Here is a 14,050-nt window from a genome sequence, read left to right as displayed (position 1 = left end):
GGTACAAAGTTACCGTCTGCCCGGGATCGGTCCGTTCCGGGGCCTCCCGGGCCAGCCGCCTCTGCTTAGCTTCCCGCGGATTGGTCCGTCTGCCACAGTCCCAGGATGTTGCCTTCCGTGTCCTTGAAGTACGCGTACCATCCCATGGTTGGCACGGCGTCTTTGCCCTGCACCACCGAACCGCCGGCCTGTTCCACCTGGCCGAGGGCGGCGTCGATGTCGTCAACATCAATGGTGAGGATAGGCGTTTTCAGGTTCTCCGACCGGGGAAAGAGGGCTCCGTTGATGGCCCCGGGCTCTTTGGGCATACCGGTTTGCTCATCAGAGTCGGTGGTGAGGGCGATCGTGTAGTCCATCCCCTGCATGGGGCTGAGGTTCCAGCCGAAGGTGCTCTGGTAAAAGGTGTTGGCCCGTTCCTTGTTGTCCGTGGGAATTTCGAAATGCACAATCGCGGCCATGGCTGGCGCTCCTTGTTCCTGGGGATTTTCCTGGGGGTGGCGCGGCCTGTTCCACGCCACATCAGGGAGTCTAGCCGCGTACCCCAGCGGCGGTAAGGGCTTCACGGGGGCAAATTGTCAGCCCGGCATGGGACCATGAAAGCATGACCATTGCTGAAGCTCCGCCGCTTGTTGCGGCCGCGGCGGACGCATCGCTCAGGTGGCATCCGGGAACCCCTTACCGCCTGGATCAAACGCTGTTCCCTCTGCAGCGAGGCAACGGCGACCCTTCCTTCGCAGCCCACCCCAGCGGATACTGGCTGGCTTTCACTACCGCTTCCGGACCTGTGACGCTGCGGCTTTCCTCCGGCGGTTTGGGGTCCGGCTCATGGGTGGACGCACAGGCCTGGGGTCCAGGTGCGGAAGACGCCATCGCCGGTGTCCCGCGCCTGTTGGGCGCCGACGACGATTGGGCAGCTTTCGACGAGCCTGCCTTCCATTCCACCCTCCCCCGCCTTGTCACTGAAGCACGACGCCGGAACCTGGCTTTGCGGCTGCCCTCCACCGGGCGGGTGATCGATTCACTGGTGCCCACCATTTTGGAGCAAAAGGTCACCACTTTGGAGGCGCGCCGCGGGTACCGGTATCTGATGTACCGCTACGGCACCAAAGCACCGGGCCGGGTAGCACCGCAGGGCCTCCTGGTTCCGCCCACGGCCCGGCAGTGGCTTGCCGTCCCCTCATGGGAGTGGCACAAGGCCGGCGTGGGACCACAGCGTTCGGCCACGGTGATGCGGGCGCTGCAGTCCGCCGTCGGGCTTGAACGCCTGGGTGCGCTCAGCGCTGCTGAAGCCGGAGCCAAAATGCAGACCATTCCTGGCATCGGCATCTGGACGGCTGCCGAGGTGGTGCAGCGGACCCATGGCTGCCCGGATTCGATTTCCGTGGGTGACTACCATTTGGCGGCTTACGTGGGGTACGCCTTGACCGGCCGAAAGACGGACGACGCCGGGATGCTCCAACTCCTGGAACCCTGGCGGGGGCAACGGCAACGGCTGGTCCGCATGCTTTACCTGAGCGGCTTCCGGAAACCCACGTTCGGCCCCCGCATGACGGTCCAGGACCACCGCTCCCACTAAGCATTCAATGCGGACGGGAGTTGTCCGCAGGAGTATTTACGGTGCCCTGCGGCGGGTATAGCGTGGCGTCCAAAGGACCCCAGCAGTGCCAGCCCAGCCCCGGGAGCCACCGTGATCCATACCCAGCAGCTCACCAAGACTTTCACCGTCAAGAAGGAAACAGTCGAGGCGGTCAAGGGGGTGGACATCGACGTCGCGCCGGGCGAACTCGTCGCGTTCCTGGGCCCCAATGGGGCCGGAAAATCGACCACCCTGCGAATGCTCACCACTCTGTTGAAACCCACCTCGGGAAGGGCCACGGTAGCCGGCATCGACGTTGGCCGGGATCCCGCCGGAGTCAGGGCGAAGATTGGCTACATTGGCCAAGGCAACGGCGGCGGCCACAGCTACCGTGTGATCGACGAGCTCATCATGCAGGGCCGCTTCCATGGCATGAACACCGCCGACTCCAAAGCCCGGGCCGAATCCCTCATGTCTTCACTGGACCTCACCGATCTCGCCAAGCGAACGGTAATCAAGCTCTCCGGCGGCCAGCGCAGGCGCATGGATGTGGCATTGGGCCTGATGCATTCGCCTGGGCTGCTCTTCCTCGATGAGCCATCCACCGGGATGGACCCGCAAAACCGGGCCAACCTGTGGGAACACATCATGCGTATGCGCCAGGAGCAGGGAACCACCATTGTGCTGACCACCCACTATATGGATGAGGCGGATTCCATGTCCGAACGGGTGATCGTCATTGACCACGGCACGATCATTGCCGATGACACCGCCGCCCGCCTCAAAGCCAACCTCGCCGGGGACCTGATGGCCGTCGAAGTGGCCGCCGGCTCAGCTGCCGAGGTCCGGGGGCTCCTGGGTCGTGCTGCGACCGAAGGCGAGGTTCAGGAAAACGCATACGACGGCGTCGTCCGGTTCAGCCTGCGGCTTGCCCGGGGCGCCCAGTTGGCGCCGGTCCTGCTGAAGGAAATGCACGACGCCGGTGCTCCCGCCCGGTCACTGGAACTGAAGCCGCCCACGCTTGACGATGTCTTTCTTGAACTCACCGGGCGGAGCTTGCGCGAAGGAGCTGAGGTTTGATGGCCGGACAAGCAGTAACCCTGGCAACAGAGGTTCAGAAACCGCGGATCGGCGGAATCCTCAACGACACCTGGTTTGTTTTCTGGCGGGAGATGCTCCTGCCATTGCGGGACCCCTTCTCGCTGATCTTCTCCCTCATTCAACCGCTGGTATTCCTGGGCCTGTTTGGGCCGCTGCTCGGAGCAGCCGTAGGGGCACCGGCGTTCGGCGGCCAGTCGACGCTGCAGTGGTTCCTGCCTGGAGTGGTGGTGATGATAGCCCTGTTCGGCACGTCCATGACCGGCTCCAACCTCCAGTACGAGCTGATGACCGGCTCCTATGAACGGATCCTGGCCACCCCGCTCTCGCGATCGTCGCTGATGGTGGGCAGGGCCCTGAAGGAATGGGCTCCACTTGTGGTGCAGGGCTTGCTGATCTCAGTGGTCTGCATCCCGTTCGGCTTTGTGTTTCATCCCGCTCACGTCCTGTTGGGACTGGTGATCCTGGGTATCTTCGGCATCGGGCTCGGGGCCCTGTCCTACGCCTTGGCGCTGGTGTCGCAGAACAAGGAATGGATCTTCTGGGGCGTCCAGCAAACGCTGCTGTTCCCACTCATGATCCTGTCCGGCATCATGCTCCCGATCGAAGCCGGCCCTGGCTGGATGAAGGTAGCCAGCCTGTTCAATCCGTTGACTTATCTGGTCAATGCCGAACGCGAACTGTTCGCCGGAACCGTCGGTATCCACACTTTCTGGGGGCTGGTGGCAGCCGTGGCGACTGCCGCCGTCGGGCTTGTGGTCGGTATCCGTACCATAGCGCGCAATACCAACTGATTAGAGGTGGAGGCGCGTCACCGCTTCCTGGCGCATGTCGATCTTCCGGACCTTCCCGGAGACGGTCATCGGGAAGCTCTCCCGGACATCCACATAGCGCGGGATCTTGAAGTGGGCCAGCTTGCCCCGGCAATACTCCGCCACGTCCTCGGCAGTGAGGGCGGCTGCCCCGGGTTTGAGGATGATGCAGGCCATGAGCTCCTCGCCGTACTTGGCATCCGGAACGCCGATCACCTGCACGTCCTGGATGGACGGGTGCAGATACAGGAACTCCTCGATCTCCCGGGGATAGATGTTCTCCCCGCCCCGGATCACCATGTCCTTGATGCGGCCCTCGATCACCACGTACCCGTCCTGGTCCATGCGGGCGAGGTCTCCGGTGAGCATCCAGCCGTCGACATCAATAGCCTCGGCGGTCTTGTCCGGTTGGCCCCAGTAGCCCTGCATCACGGCGTATCCACGGGTGCACAGTTCGCCGATTACGCCCCGTTCCACCGCCTCCCCGCTCCCGGGGTCAACGATCCGGCTTTCCAGGTGCGGCATGGTCCGGCCTACCGTGCTGGTCCGCTGTTCCAGGGTGTCGCCCGCGCGGGTCATGGTGGAAACGGGCGAGGTCTCCGTCATGCCGTAGCAGATGGCCACGTCCACCATGTGCATCTCGCCGATCACCCGGCGCATCACCTCGATGGGGCACAGGGAGCCGGCCATGACCCCGGTCCGGAGCGTGGACAGATCGTAGGATCCGAAGTCTTCCAGCGCCAGTTCGGCTATGAACATGGTGGGCACTCCATAGAGTGACGTCCCGCCGAAGTCCTGCACAGCTTCCAGCGCGGCCGACGGATTGAAACCCCTCCCCGGAATGATCGTGGCGGCACCGAAGCTGAGTGCGTTGAGGTTTCCGATCACCATGCCAAAGCAATGGTAGAACGGCACGGGAATCACCACACGGTCGTGTTCGGTATAGCCGAGCAGCCGCCCGATGGAGTGTCCGTTGTTGAGGATGTTGTGGTGGGTCAGCGTGGCACCTTTGGGGAACCCCGTGGTGCCGGAGGTGTATTGCAGGTTGATGGGATCGTGCGGGTCCAGTTGCGCCATCCGCTCGCGCAGCGCGGGAGGCCCGACGGCGTCGGCCCGGGTCAGCAGTTCGGCGTACGTCAGTTCGTGGCCGGTTTCCGGTACGCCGGAGCGCAGGCCCAGGAGCGGATCGCCGGGGAGGAACACCAATTCCTTGAGCTCAGGACATGAGGCGAGGGCCGCCCTGGCCATGCCCACGTAGTCGCTGTTCTTGTCCGTGGGTGCAGTGACCAGCGTCCGCATGCCGTTTTGCTTCACCACGAACTCCAGCTCGTGGCTCCGGTAGGCCGGATTGACGTTGACCAGCACAGCACCGACCTTGGCGGTGGCGTATTGCAGGATGGTCCACTCGGCGCAGTTGGGACTCCAGATGCCAATCCGGTCTCCCTTGGCCACGCCCAAGGCGAGCAGCGCGCGGGCGAGACGGTCGACGTCGTCGTTCAGCTTTTGGTAGCTCCAGCGGCGGGCTTCCCCGCCCGGCGCGGCTGCAGCCTCTATCAAGGCGTCGCGCAACGGGAACTGGGCGGCTACGCGTTCAAAATTGGCGCCAATGGTCTCTTCAAGCAGCGGGACGTCAGTGTCACCGGCGGTGTAGGACAACATGACGGAACGCTACCAAGCCGTCGCCCGCAACAGAACCGTAAACAGCTCAAAGGTGAACGTGTCCTCCCGGTAGTGTTGAGGGCATGAGTGCACCCATCGACCTGCAGGCAACGTTCATCCCCAATGACGGCGAATTCTTCCGTGTGAAGCTCGCCCTCGAGATCGCGATCGACGAGGTGGTCAACGAGCCCGGTTGCATCCGCTACGAACTGACCGAAGCCACGGAAGAGAAGCTCGTCCTGACCGAGCGTTGGGAGTCCGAGGAACTGCTGGAGAAGCACTCCAAGGGCATCGCCGTCCAGGACCTGAACGAATCCCTGAGCGCCCTGCTGGCAGAGCCGGTCCAGCTGGAACGCCTCTGATCCCGAAGTCGCTGCAAACGCAATGAGGTCGCCGGAATTATCCGGCGACCTCATTGCGTTTCCGGCGATCCCGTCGACCGCCGGGGAAGTTCTAGTTTTCTTCGGCCTGTGCAGCGCGCTGCTTGGCGACGTGGGCGTGGACCTCTTCCATGTCCAGGCCCTTCACGGCCTCGATGACCTGCTCGAGCTGCGGACCGTTGAGGGCACCTGGCTGCGAGAAGACCAGGACTTTTTCACGGAAAGCCATCAGCGTGGGGATGGAGGTGATTCCTGCCTCGGCGGCGAGCTGCTGCTCGGCCTCGGTGTCCACCTTCGCGAAGAAGACGTCGGAGTGGTTGTCCGACGACGCCTGGTAAACGGGGGCAAACTGGCGGCACGGGCCGCACCAGGCGGCCCAGAAATCCACCAGGACAATATCGTTGCCCTCAATGGTCTGTGCGAACTGTTCTCCAGTGATGTCAACTGTAGCCATGATTCCACCGTACGCGACCCTGGTCTGGAAGTCCCGTGCGGGGACCGCCTGTTCGCTTCCCGCGTCACCGGGAATAACCACGGAACCTGCTCCGTTGCGGGGCCCGCCGTGCGCTCCAACAGCGCTGCAAAGAACGCAAAGCAGGCCCCGCGACGGGAGTGCCTAACCGCCGGACACCGGATGCCTACCTGCCCAGCACGTATTTCAGGGCCGAGGCGTAGAGTAGCGCCACCTTGTTATGGCCGGTCTGGTTCATGTGGATGTTGTCCAGGAAGTTTCCGTCTGCCCCGGCGATGGTGGCGGTGCCGGCCATGGAAACGTGCGGCCAGCCCCGGAGCGCGGCCTCGCGCATCAGCATGCCATCCACCCAGCGGCGCTGGAAGTGGGTGGAATCGTAGCGGGAGAGCACGCCGTTGATGACAATGGTGCTCCGCGGATACTTACGCCGCAGCTCATCCCACAACTTGTTGGCCTGGGAAAGGATGGCGGCGTCGGTGGCCATGATCCGGGCATCATTGCCGCCCAGGTTCACTATCACCACTCCGGGGTTCCCCTGCGGCAGGAGGATCCGGTCCAGGAGGACGGCGTCCGTCGCGGAACCAACCGAACTCCCGGAGACGTAGCCCATCCCGCCGATACTGCGGACCACCTGGCGTGGGTAGCCTGCCGCGCGGGCCCCCTGTTCACCCCAGGAGTCCAGGTCCAGCTGCGAGTCTCCGAGGATTACGGCCGTGGAAGCATCCACTGCCTCCGCCGAATACAGTTCCTGGGTGGTTTGGTTCCAGATGGTCTCCAGCTTTTGGAAGGCAACGTGGTCGCCACGGGAATCGGTCCAGGTGTCGCGGACGGGCCAGCCGAAGTCGCCCGGGTTCACGGACCACACTTTGTAGCTTGGATGGCCGACAATCCGGGTTCCTGAACCTGGACCCCATACGAGCCAGCCGTTGGCGAACTGCTGGACCAGCCCCCCGGCCTTGGGAATCTTGTCCGTCAACGGCAGTCCCAGTTGGCCTGCCCCGCCGCCAAGTGCCACGTAGCGGTTGTGGATGTCACCATGCGTGGTGGAGTGGGCTCCTGTGGCCGCGGACCAGTACACGGTGCCGCCCTGGAACTGCTGGTACACGAAATTCGCCTGGCGGTTCTCTTCTCCCACGGGGTAACCAAGCGCCCCGTTCTGTCCCCCCGTTGAGGACCAGTAAGCCCGGATGGCCCCGGTCAGCACACGGGCCCCGGTGGCCGGAGACCAAACGATGGTTCCGCGTTGGTATTGCTGCGCCGATCCCCCGTTCTTCAGCCCGGTGGCCTCATCCGAGGTGGGGTAGCCGAGCTCTCCGCCCTCCAGGCCGGATTCCCGCCAGCGCCCACGGATGGCTCCCATGGAGGGATGCGCCCCACTGGCTGCCGACCACACAATGAAGCCGCGCTCGAAGACCTGGTACGCACCGCCGTCGGGCAGTCCTGTCCGTTCCCCGGTGACGGGGTAGCCAAGGTACCCGCTGTCAGTGCCCGAACGGACCCAGGCAAGATGGATGGCACCGCTGGTGCGCTGCGCCCCGGTACCCGGAGAAGACGTGATGGCTCCGCGTTCAAACACCTGCTTGGAGCCACCGTTGCGAAGCCCCAGGGCCGTGTCCGTCATCGGGTAGCCGTGGTATCCCGCCGGGCCGCCGTTGTCCCACCATGCGGTGCGGACCGGACCGTTGACCACTACCCGCGCACCGGTCCGGGCTGACCAGGCGATGTCTCCACCGGCGAAGCGCTGCACGCATCCGGAGGCCGCACATTCCTCTTTGGCAGTTGGCTTGAGCAGGACGCTCCGCGCCCAGGCACTCGTGTTGTACAACTGGCCGATGGCACCTGACACGGACGGCGCCGGTGTATCCGTGGCTACTGCCGGAACCGCTGTTCCAAACACACCCCCGGCCAGCAAGAGAACGCTTGCGCAGATTGAAAGCCCGCGGCGGGCATGGCCACTTTTTGACCCTGTGGAACCCATACTGCTACCCCATAAAAACTTGGGCGGAACGCCCGGCTGCTGCCTCCCCACCGGACACAGTCAGGCAAGTATGTTGGACGGCGGCGCCTACCTGTTAATCGACGCGGCCATTGGTGCAACATCGTTATTTTCCGATAGCTCTTGCGGCGTGTTGAACATGTGTTTAGTCTTTGAAACATGCGTTCAACCGCAGAGGATTTGACCACCCGGGCACGTATCCGGGACGCCGCCATCGGCTTGTTCGGCCGGGACGGCTTTGCCCGCGCCACCGTCCGGTCCGTCGCAGCGGAGGCGGGAGTGAGCCCCGGCCTGGTGATCCACCATTTCGGCAGCAAAGCCGGCCTTCGCGAAGTCTGCGACCAGCACGTCCTGGCCCAAACAGCCAGCCAGGGACGCGAGAAGGCCGACCCCGGGACCACCCGGCTCCTCATCCAGGACTACCTGAACAACCCGCACGAGTACGCCGACGAGATCGCCTACATCCGCCAATCCCTGGGCGACGAGTCGGACGCTGGAGATGCCTTCTTCGACGGGGTGGTCAGCCAAACGGAGGACATCATCCACACTGGCATCAAAGCCGGCACCATCCGCGCCTTCGAGGACGTCCGCGCCACGGCCGTGGTCATCGCGTCCAACAGCCTGTCCATGCTCATGCTGGGCCGGCATGTTTCCCGGGCGCTCGGCACGCCGGTCTCCGAGCCACACGGCATTGGCCCCGAGCTCCTGCGGCACCTGACCCTTCCCGCCCTGGACATCTACACCCACGGTTTCTACACAGACTCGCGGTTCCTCGAATCGGCCCGCGAAGCCCTCCACCACCAACCAAGCACCACCGAAGGGAGCATGCCCCGTGACCCAGGCAATCGTCGTCGAGGGGTTGCGTAAGAAGTTCGGCCACCGCGAAGTCCTGCACGGACTGGACTTCGCCGTGGACGCCGGCACAGTGTTCGGCGTGATCGGACCGAATGGCGCGGGCAAGACCACCACCATGCGCTGCCTGCTGGACATCATCCGTCCGAGCTCAGGAAGCATCTCCGTCCTGGGCCAGGATCCACGCCGGGGCGGAACCGCGTTGCGCCGCCGGATCGGGTACCTTCCGGGCGAACTGCACTTGGAGAACCGGACCACCGGCCGACGCGTCGTGGAACACTTCGAGGCCATCAGCGGCCCCGTGGACCGCGCCGACGTCAAGGCGCTCGCGGACCGTTTGGACCTCGACCTGGACCGGCAAACCCGGAAGCTTTCCAAAGGCAACAAGCAGAAGCTGGGGCTGCTCCAGGCCTTCATGCACAGGCCCGAACTCCTGGTGCTGGACGAGCCCACCAGTGGCCTGGACCCACTGGTCCAGCAGGAATTCCACTCCATGGTCCGCGAGGCCGTGGACAACGGCGCCACCGTTTTCCTCAGCTCCCACGTCCTGAGCGAAGTCCAGCAGGCCGCGGACGCTGTCGCGATCCTGCGCGACGGCGGCATCGTCACCATTTCCACTGTGGAAGCCCTGCGGAACGCGGCTGTGCGGCAGGTGAAGTTCAACGTCACGGGAACGGAAACGCACGACGTCGGCGCGCTGCTGGCCCGGGTGCCGGGCGTCGCCAACGTGGCGCTGCGGGAAGTTTCCCCCGACGGCGCCTCCCGCCCCGCCGTGGAGGCCACTGCCACCCTGTCCGGCCAGGTCCAACCGCTGGTGCGCGAGTTGGCCGGGCTGGAACTCACTGACCTGGTGTTGGAGGAACCGGACCTCGAAGAAGCCGTGCTCACGCTCTACACGGGCCACTACGAGGGCAACGGCCACCATTCATCCGGCACGCCGGCAGTCACCGGCCACGCCGCAGCGCCCAAGGAAAAAGCCCATCATGCCTAGGATCCTGCCCCTATTCACCAAGGCACTGACGGATTCCTGGCGCTCCACCATCGCGTGGGGGCTGGGACTGACAGGCGCCATCCTGCTCTACTTGCCTCTCTACCCATCCATCGGGGGCAGTTCGCAGATGCAGCAGATGATCGATGCCTTGCCACAGGGGATGACCAAGGCCCTGAACTACGACCAAATCGCCACAGGAACCGGTTACACCCAGGCCACGCTGTTCGGGCTGATCGGCTTCCTGCTCATGTCCCTGGCATCCGTGGGCTGGGGTGCCGCAGCCGTGGGCGGCGACGAGGAATCCGGGCTGCTGGAGCTCACGCTGGCCCACAGCGTCACGCGCATCCAGGTGGTCCTGGAACGGGCCCTGGCACTGGTGGTCCGCGTCGCCGCGCTGGCGCTGCTCGTCTTCGTCCTGGTGCTGGTACTGAACGGACCAGCGCAACTGGGTATCGACGTCGGGCACCTCGCCGGAGCCGTGGTGCTGTTCGCCGGGCTGGCACTGCTCAGCGGAACCGCTGCCTTGTGCCTTGGGGCGCTGACCGGCAGGAAGGTCTACGGGATCGCCGCCGGCGCGGCAGTGGCCGTCTTGGGGTACGTTTTCAACGCAGTGGGCAGGCAGAGCCCGAACATGGAGTGGTTGCTGAACCTCTCGCCCTACCACTGGGCCTACGGCAATTCGCCGGTAACGAACGGCGCCGATTGGGGAGCCGCAGTTGGCTTGCTGGGCATTTCGGCGGCGCTCATTGCCGTGGGCGCTGTGGCCCTGCAGCGGCGCGACGTGGGCGTCTAGCTGTTGCCTCGAGTGTGCTCCCGCGCCTCCGCCGCGCCCCAGGTATGCGGGGCCGGACGGCGGGCGCCTGGGAGGGCATTGTGTTCGCGCCATTCGTGGATCCAGTCCGGAAGTTCCAGATCCGCGGGCGGGGCACCGAACTCGGCGAGGATGTCCTCCTGGCTCACCGGCTTTCCCTTGGCAACCAGTCGCGTGGCGATATGGGCCCGCGCATAGATCTCCCCGTCCACCACCATGCGCTGCTCAAAGTAGATGGCCTTGGCGTCCAGGCCGATGATCCTGGTCTCCACCGTGTAGCGCTGCCATAGCTGAAGCGATTTCCGGAAGGCGATGGTCTCCCCCGCGGCCACCGGGCTCCAGCCGCGCTTACGCATCCTGCGCCAAATGCCGCTGCGCAACATGAGGTCGAAACGGCCCAGGTCCATGAGCGAGAAGTACATGCCGTTATTGACGTGCATCGCGATGTCGATGTCAGTAGGCAGGACACGCAAGGGCAGGGACGAGGTATCCCAGACAGCGAGCGGTGAACGCTTGGCGGAGGTAAAGAGCAGCATGATCGTGCGGAGAAGCAGGTGCATGCTTTTCATGTTACCCATCAGTAACATGTGCCGGAAAGAGGTATCCATCTGGCGGACCGCACCCGCCAGTCAAGGTGGGTTTATGTCCAACGTTTGCACAAACGTTTACCGCAGGTTCACGAAAACCGTGCACAATATCTGGAACTCATGAACACGTACAACAAACGGGGGGCTCCCTTGAGCACACTGCAAACCACCACGGCCGGCGGGGACGTCTGGCCCGAGCTCGCCATCCGCCAGGAAGTGGTTCTGGCGGACGCCCGAGGGAACCGCATCGAAGGAACCATCGACGGCATGACCGATGACCGCAGCACCCTGTGGGTCCAGCTCAAGGGCGGTCTGGGCCGCCAATTGGTCCACCACCTGGACGGCTACTGGCTCGAAACCCCGGCGGCGTAGTTGCCACGGCCGTGCAGGGCCACACCGTGACTAGTATTCCGGTATGACGCAAGCGCGATACCGGGACCTCGTCGAGTGGCCCCTGATGATCACGGCCCTGATCTTCCTGGGTGCCTACGCCTGGCAGGTCATAGGACGCGTCGATGGCGCCGCGGCCCAGCCCTTCGAAGTGATCCTCTGGATCACGTGGGGCATCTTCGCCCTGGACTACATCGCCAACCTTTGGCTCGCCGACGACCGCAAGCGATGGTTCTTCTGGAACCTGCACGAGCTCCTCATCGTGGTGCTCCCCTTCTTCCGCCCCCTCCGGCTCCTTCGGCTCGTCACCTTGCTCTCCGTGCTGCACCGCACTGTGGGAGAAACCCTGCGCGGACGCATAGCCACCTACGTGGCCGGCTCAGCCGCAATGCTGGTGCTGGTGGGTGCGCTCGCCGTCCTGGACGTTGAACAGGGCGCCCCCGACGCGAAAATCGTGACGTTCGGCGACGCCTTGTGGTGGGCCATCACCACCATTACCACCGTGGGCTACGGCGATCTCTACCCCGTAACACCCATGGGCCGCGTGGTGGCTGCCGCATTGATGATGAGTGGCATTGCCGTCCTGGGTATTGTCACCGCTTCCATTGCCTCGTGGCTGGTGCAGCGCATCGAGGAAAACGCTGAAGGCGTGGCAGCCGCCGTCGAAGACAAAACCCTGGCCGCTGAGGCGCCTGTGCGTGCCGAGATTGCGGTCCTGCTGACTGAGATCACGGCCTTGCGCCAGGAGATCGCCGAGTTGCGGGAGTTAAACGAGGAGCGCCGATAGGTCCGGGGTTGCTTGCACGCGCCTGGACTCGTCCGTACGGGCCGCCCGGGCCGCGATTGACAAGCGCTGCCAGGGACTGACAGGCATACGACGGCGGCCTGGCGGGCCGCAGATCGGCGGGGAGTCGGCGTGGGCCGTACCGCTACGACCCCCTTTGGAGTCCCCGCTCCCGCGACACGCCCCTGGGCTGCGGCTAGTCGCCCGGCATGGCGGTCAAAGTAGGTCGTGGCGGTACACGCCTGCCGCGCTGGAGTGGGCCGGGCGACACAGCCGGGGAGGTTCCAAGGACGCTTGCCGACGATGACCGCGTGGGCAAACAAAAAATCCCCGGAACCAGTGGTTCCGGGGATTTCCCGTTTGGGTGGCAGATGAGGGATTCGAACCCCCGTAGGCAGTGCCAGCTGATTTACAGTCAGCCCCCTTTGGCCGCTCGGGTAATCTGCCGAACTTCAAAAGAAGATCACTTCCGGAAGACCATTTCTTTCGATCCGGTAACCGAAGGCAGAGACAACCTTACAGAACTTCCGGCCAAGAATCTAATCGAGTCCCGAGGTGCGGAATTCGCCCGTATTTTCAGGCTTCACCAAGGATCCGGCCGGCCAGTTTGGCCTCGAACTTCGCAGCCTGTTCGGCGGTGATTTGGTTGAGCTCCACGGCCCTCTGCAGGTCCGCGTGGACGCCATCCATCCGTGCCGCAGCATTCGGGACCGGGCTCAGCACGATCGACGCTGCCACGGCGGCCGCTGCCACTGCGCTTGCCGCGGCTGCCGCCGCCGTTCCGATGGAACCGGCCGCAGCGCTTGCGGACTTACTGACGTAGTGGACGGCCTTGTTGCTCATGCTTACCTCCAGGGTGGCTTTTCCAACTGGTACAACTCTCAGGCAGCCGGCTCGGTTCCAACCATGCGTGTGCTGTGAGCGAACTGTGAAAGGGATCCCCAGCCACATCCACCTGCTTCCGTACTAGGCTTGAGGGCAGACAAACAGGGCTTGATGGCAGAAAAACCGCCCTTACCGGGCCCCCAACCTAAGGAGAGTCATGGCAGGCGAATCAACATTCGACGTCGTCAGCAAGGTGGACAAGCAAGAAGTCGCCAACGCGCTCAACCAGTCGCAAAAGGAAATCGCACAGCGCTACGACTTCAAGGGCGTCGGCGCGGAGATTGACTTCAGCGGCGAGAAGATCCTCATGAAGGCCAACTCCGAAGACCGTGTGCTGGCGGTACTGGACGTGTTCCAGTCCAAGCTCATCAAGCGCGGCATTTCCCTGAAGTCGCTGGACCAGGGCGAGCCCTTCCCCTCGGGCAAGGAATTCCGCCTGGAGTGCACCATCAAGGAAGGCATCGCACAGGACATCGCCAAGAAGATCAACAAGATCATCCGCGACGAAGCGCCCAAGTCCGTCAAGTCCCAGATCCAGGGCGACGAACTCCGCGTCACCTCCAAGTCCCGCGATGACCTGCAGGAGACCATGGCGATCCTCAAGAAGTTCGAGGAAGCCGACCTGCAGTTCGTGAACTTCCGCAGCTAAAGCGGATTTGGCCGTGTGATTACTGGGCGCTAGTCCCAGCAGTCCGCACGGAGTCCGCAAAATCTCCGAGGACCGCAGCGATCAGCCTTGATCCTGCGGTCCTCGTTT

At 64.0% G+C, this 14,050-nt stretch carries 16 protein-coding genes and 1 tRNA gene; 10 read left to right on the top strand and 7 right to left on the bottom strand.

What is annotated here, in order from left to right:
- Positions 1-65: 65 nt before the first annotated feature.
- A complete protein-coding gene (locus ACIPY3_RS00830) occupies positions 66-458 on the bottom strand; it encodes a VOC family protein (RefSeq protein WP_397324358.1) in 393 nt (130 codons plus the stop codon).
- Between the two features lie 143 nt (positions 459-601).
- Between ACIPY3_RS00830 and ACIPY3_RS00825 the strand changes: the two genes are divergently transcribed.
- The 3 genes from ACIPY3_RS00825 to ACIPY3_RS00815 all read left to right on the top strand — a co-directional run bounded on the left by ACIPY3_RS00825 (position 602) and on the right by ACIPY3_RS00815 (position 3,468).
- Positions 602-1,576 (top strand): DNA-3-methyladenine glycosylase family protein, encoded by a 975-nt coding sequence (locus ACIPY3_RS00825; RefSeq protein ID WP_400328924.1) that lies wholly within the window; start codon positions 602-604, stop codon positions 1,574-1,576.
- A 111-nt stretch (positions 1,577-1,687) separates the two neighbouring features.
- On the top strand, positions 1,688-2,656 hold the full coding sequence (locus ACIPY3_RS00820) for an ATP-binding cassette domain-containing protein (RefSeq protein ID WP_400328921.1): 969 nt from the start codon (positions 1,688-1,690) through the stop codon (positions 2,654-2,656).
- Positions 2,656-3,468: an ABC transporter permease gene (locus tag ACIPY3_RS00815; RefSeq protein ID WP_400328918.1), complete on the top strand. Its 813-nt coding sequence runs from the start codon at positions 2,656-2,658 to the stop codon at positions 3,466-3,468. The genes ACIPY3_RS00820 and ACIPY3_RS00815 overlap by 1 nt, the downstream gene beginning before the upstream one ends.
- On the opposite strand, the gene ACIPY3_RS00810 is transcribed toward ACIPY3_RS00815, so the two are convergent.
- The gene (locus ACIPY3_RS00810; RefSeq protein ID WP_400328915.1) at positions 3,469-5,145 is read right to left on the bottom strand and encodes an AMP-binding protein; all 1,677 of its coding nucleotides are present in this window, start codon (positions 5,143-5,145) and stop codon (positions 3,469-3,471) included.
- An 83-nt stretch (positions 5,146-5,228) separates the two neighbouring features.
- Between ACIPY3_RS00810 and ACIPY3_RS00805 the strand changes: the two genes are divergently transcribed.
- Positions 5,229-5,507, top strand: coding sequence for a putative quinol monooxygenase (locus ACIPY3_RS00805; RefSeq protein ID WP_385665677.1), 279 nt, complete (start codon positions 5,229-5,231; stop codon positions 5,505-5,507).
- 91 nt (positions 5,508-5,598) lie between these two features.
- Here ACIPY3_RS00805 and ACIPY3_RS00800 read toward each other — a convergent pair whose 3' ends face one another.
- A complete protein-coding gene (locus ACIPY3_RS00800) occupies positions 5,599-5,979 on the bottom strand; it encodes a thioredoxin family protein (RefSeq protein WP_400328912.1) in 381 nt (126 codons plus the stop codon).
- A 184-nt stretch (positions 5,980-6,163) separates the two neighbouring features.
- The gene (locus tag ACIPY3_RS00795) at positions 6,164-7,894 is read right to left on the bottom strand and encodes a GDSL-type esterase/lipase family protein (protein WP_400328908.1); all 1,731 of its coding nucleotides are present in this window, start codon (positions 7,892-7,894) and stop codon (positions 6,164-6,166) included.
- A 258-nt stretch (positions 7,895-8,152) separates the two neighbouring features.
- Here ACIPY3_RS00795 and ACIPY3_RS00790 point away from each other — a divergent pair, with 258 nt between their 5' ends.
- From ACIPY3_RS00790 to ACIPY3_RS00780, 3 genes are read left to right on the top strand one after another with little or no spacing between them, the layout of a single operon-like run.
- Positions 8,153-8,860 carry a TetR family transcriptional regulator gene (locus tag ACIPY3_RS00790; protein WP_400328905.1) on the top strand — a complete coding sequence of 236 codons (708 nt, stop codon included), beginning with the start codon at positions 8,153-8,155 and terminating at the stop codon, positions 8,858-8,860.
- Positions 8,826-9,836, top strand: coding sequence for an ABC transporter ATP-binding protein (locus ACIPY3_RS00785; RefSeq protein WP_400328902.1), 1,011 nt, complete (start codon positions 8,826-8,828; stop codon positions 9,834-9,836). Before ACIPY3_RS00790 ends, ACIPY3_RS00785 begins: the two co-directional genes overlap by 35 nt.
- Positions 9,829-10,629 carry an ABC transporter permease subunit gene (locus tag ACIPY3_RS00780; RefSeq protein ID WP_400328899.1) on the top strand — a complete coding sequence of 267 codons (801 nt, stop codon included), beginning with the start codon at positions 9,829-9,831 and terminating at the stop codon, positions 10,627-10,629. Before ACIPY3_RS00785 ends, ACIPY3_RS00780 begins: the two co-directional genes overlap by 8 nt.
- Here ACIPY3_RS00780 and ACIPY3_RS00775 read toward each other — a convergent pair.
- Positions 10,626-11,207, bottom strand: coding sequence for an acyl-CoA thioesterase (locus ACIPY3_RS00775; protein WP_400328896.1), 582 nt, complete (start codon positions 11,205-11,207; stop codon positions 10,626-10,628). The genes ACIPY3_RS00780 and ACIPY3_RS00775 overlap by 4 nt on opposite strands.
- Before the next feature lie 177 nt (positions 11,208-11,384).
- Between ACIPY3_RS00775 and ACIPY3_RS00770 the strand changes: the two genes are divergently transcribed.
- Both ACIPY3_RS00770 and ACIPY3_RS00765 read left to right on the top strand, forming a co-directional pair.
- Positions 11,385-11,606, top strand: coding sequence for a hypothetical protein (locus ACIPY3_RS00770; RefSeq protein WP_400328893.1), 222 nt, complete (start codon positions 11,385-11,387; stop codon positions 11,604-11,606).
- Positions 11,607-11,649: 43 nt separating this feature from the next.
- Positions 11,650-12,411, top strand: a complete 762-nt coding sequence (locus tag ACIPY3_RS00765; RefSeq protein ID WP_400328890.1) for a potassium channel family protein — start codon at positions 11,650-11,652, stop codon at positions 12,409-12,411.
- A gap of 362 nt (positions 12,412-12,773) precedes the next feature.
- Here ACIPY3_RS00765 and ACIPY3_RS00760 read toward each other — a convergent pair.
- Positions 12,774-12,855: transfer RNA gene (locus ACIPY3_RS00760), tRNA-Tyr, on the bottom strand.
- Between the two features lie 129 nt (positions 12,856-12,984).
- A complete protein-coding gene (locus ACIPY3_RS00755; RefSeq protein ID WP_397324371.1) occupies positions 12,985-13,251 on the bottom strand; it encodes a hypothetical protein in 267 nt (88 codons plus the stop codon).
- A gap of 199 nt (positions 13,252-13,450) precedes the next feature.
- Here ACIPY3_RS00755 and ACIPY3_RS00750 point away from each other — a divergent pair, with 199 nt between their 5' ends.
- Entirely contained in the window at positions 13,451-13,942 is a 492-nt protein-coding gene (locus ACIPY3_RS00750) for a YajQ family cyclic di-GMP-binding protein (protein WP_400328886.1), read from the top strand.
- Positions 13,943-14,050 lie beyond the last annotated feature (108 nt).

It is taken from the genome of Paenarthrobacter sp. NPDC089714 (assembly GCF_044748905.1).
GTDB lineage: Bacteria > Actinomycetota > Actinomycetes > Actinomycetales > Micrococcaceae > Arthrobacter.
The sequence above is the reverse complement of the archived record's forward strand: the minus strand, read 5'-3'. Positions and strand labels throughout refer to the sequence as shown.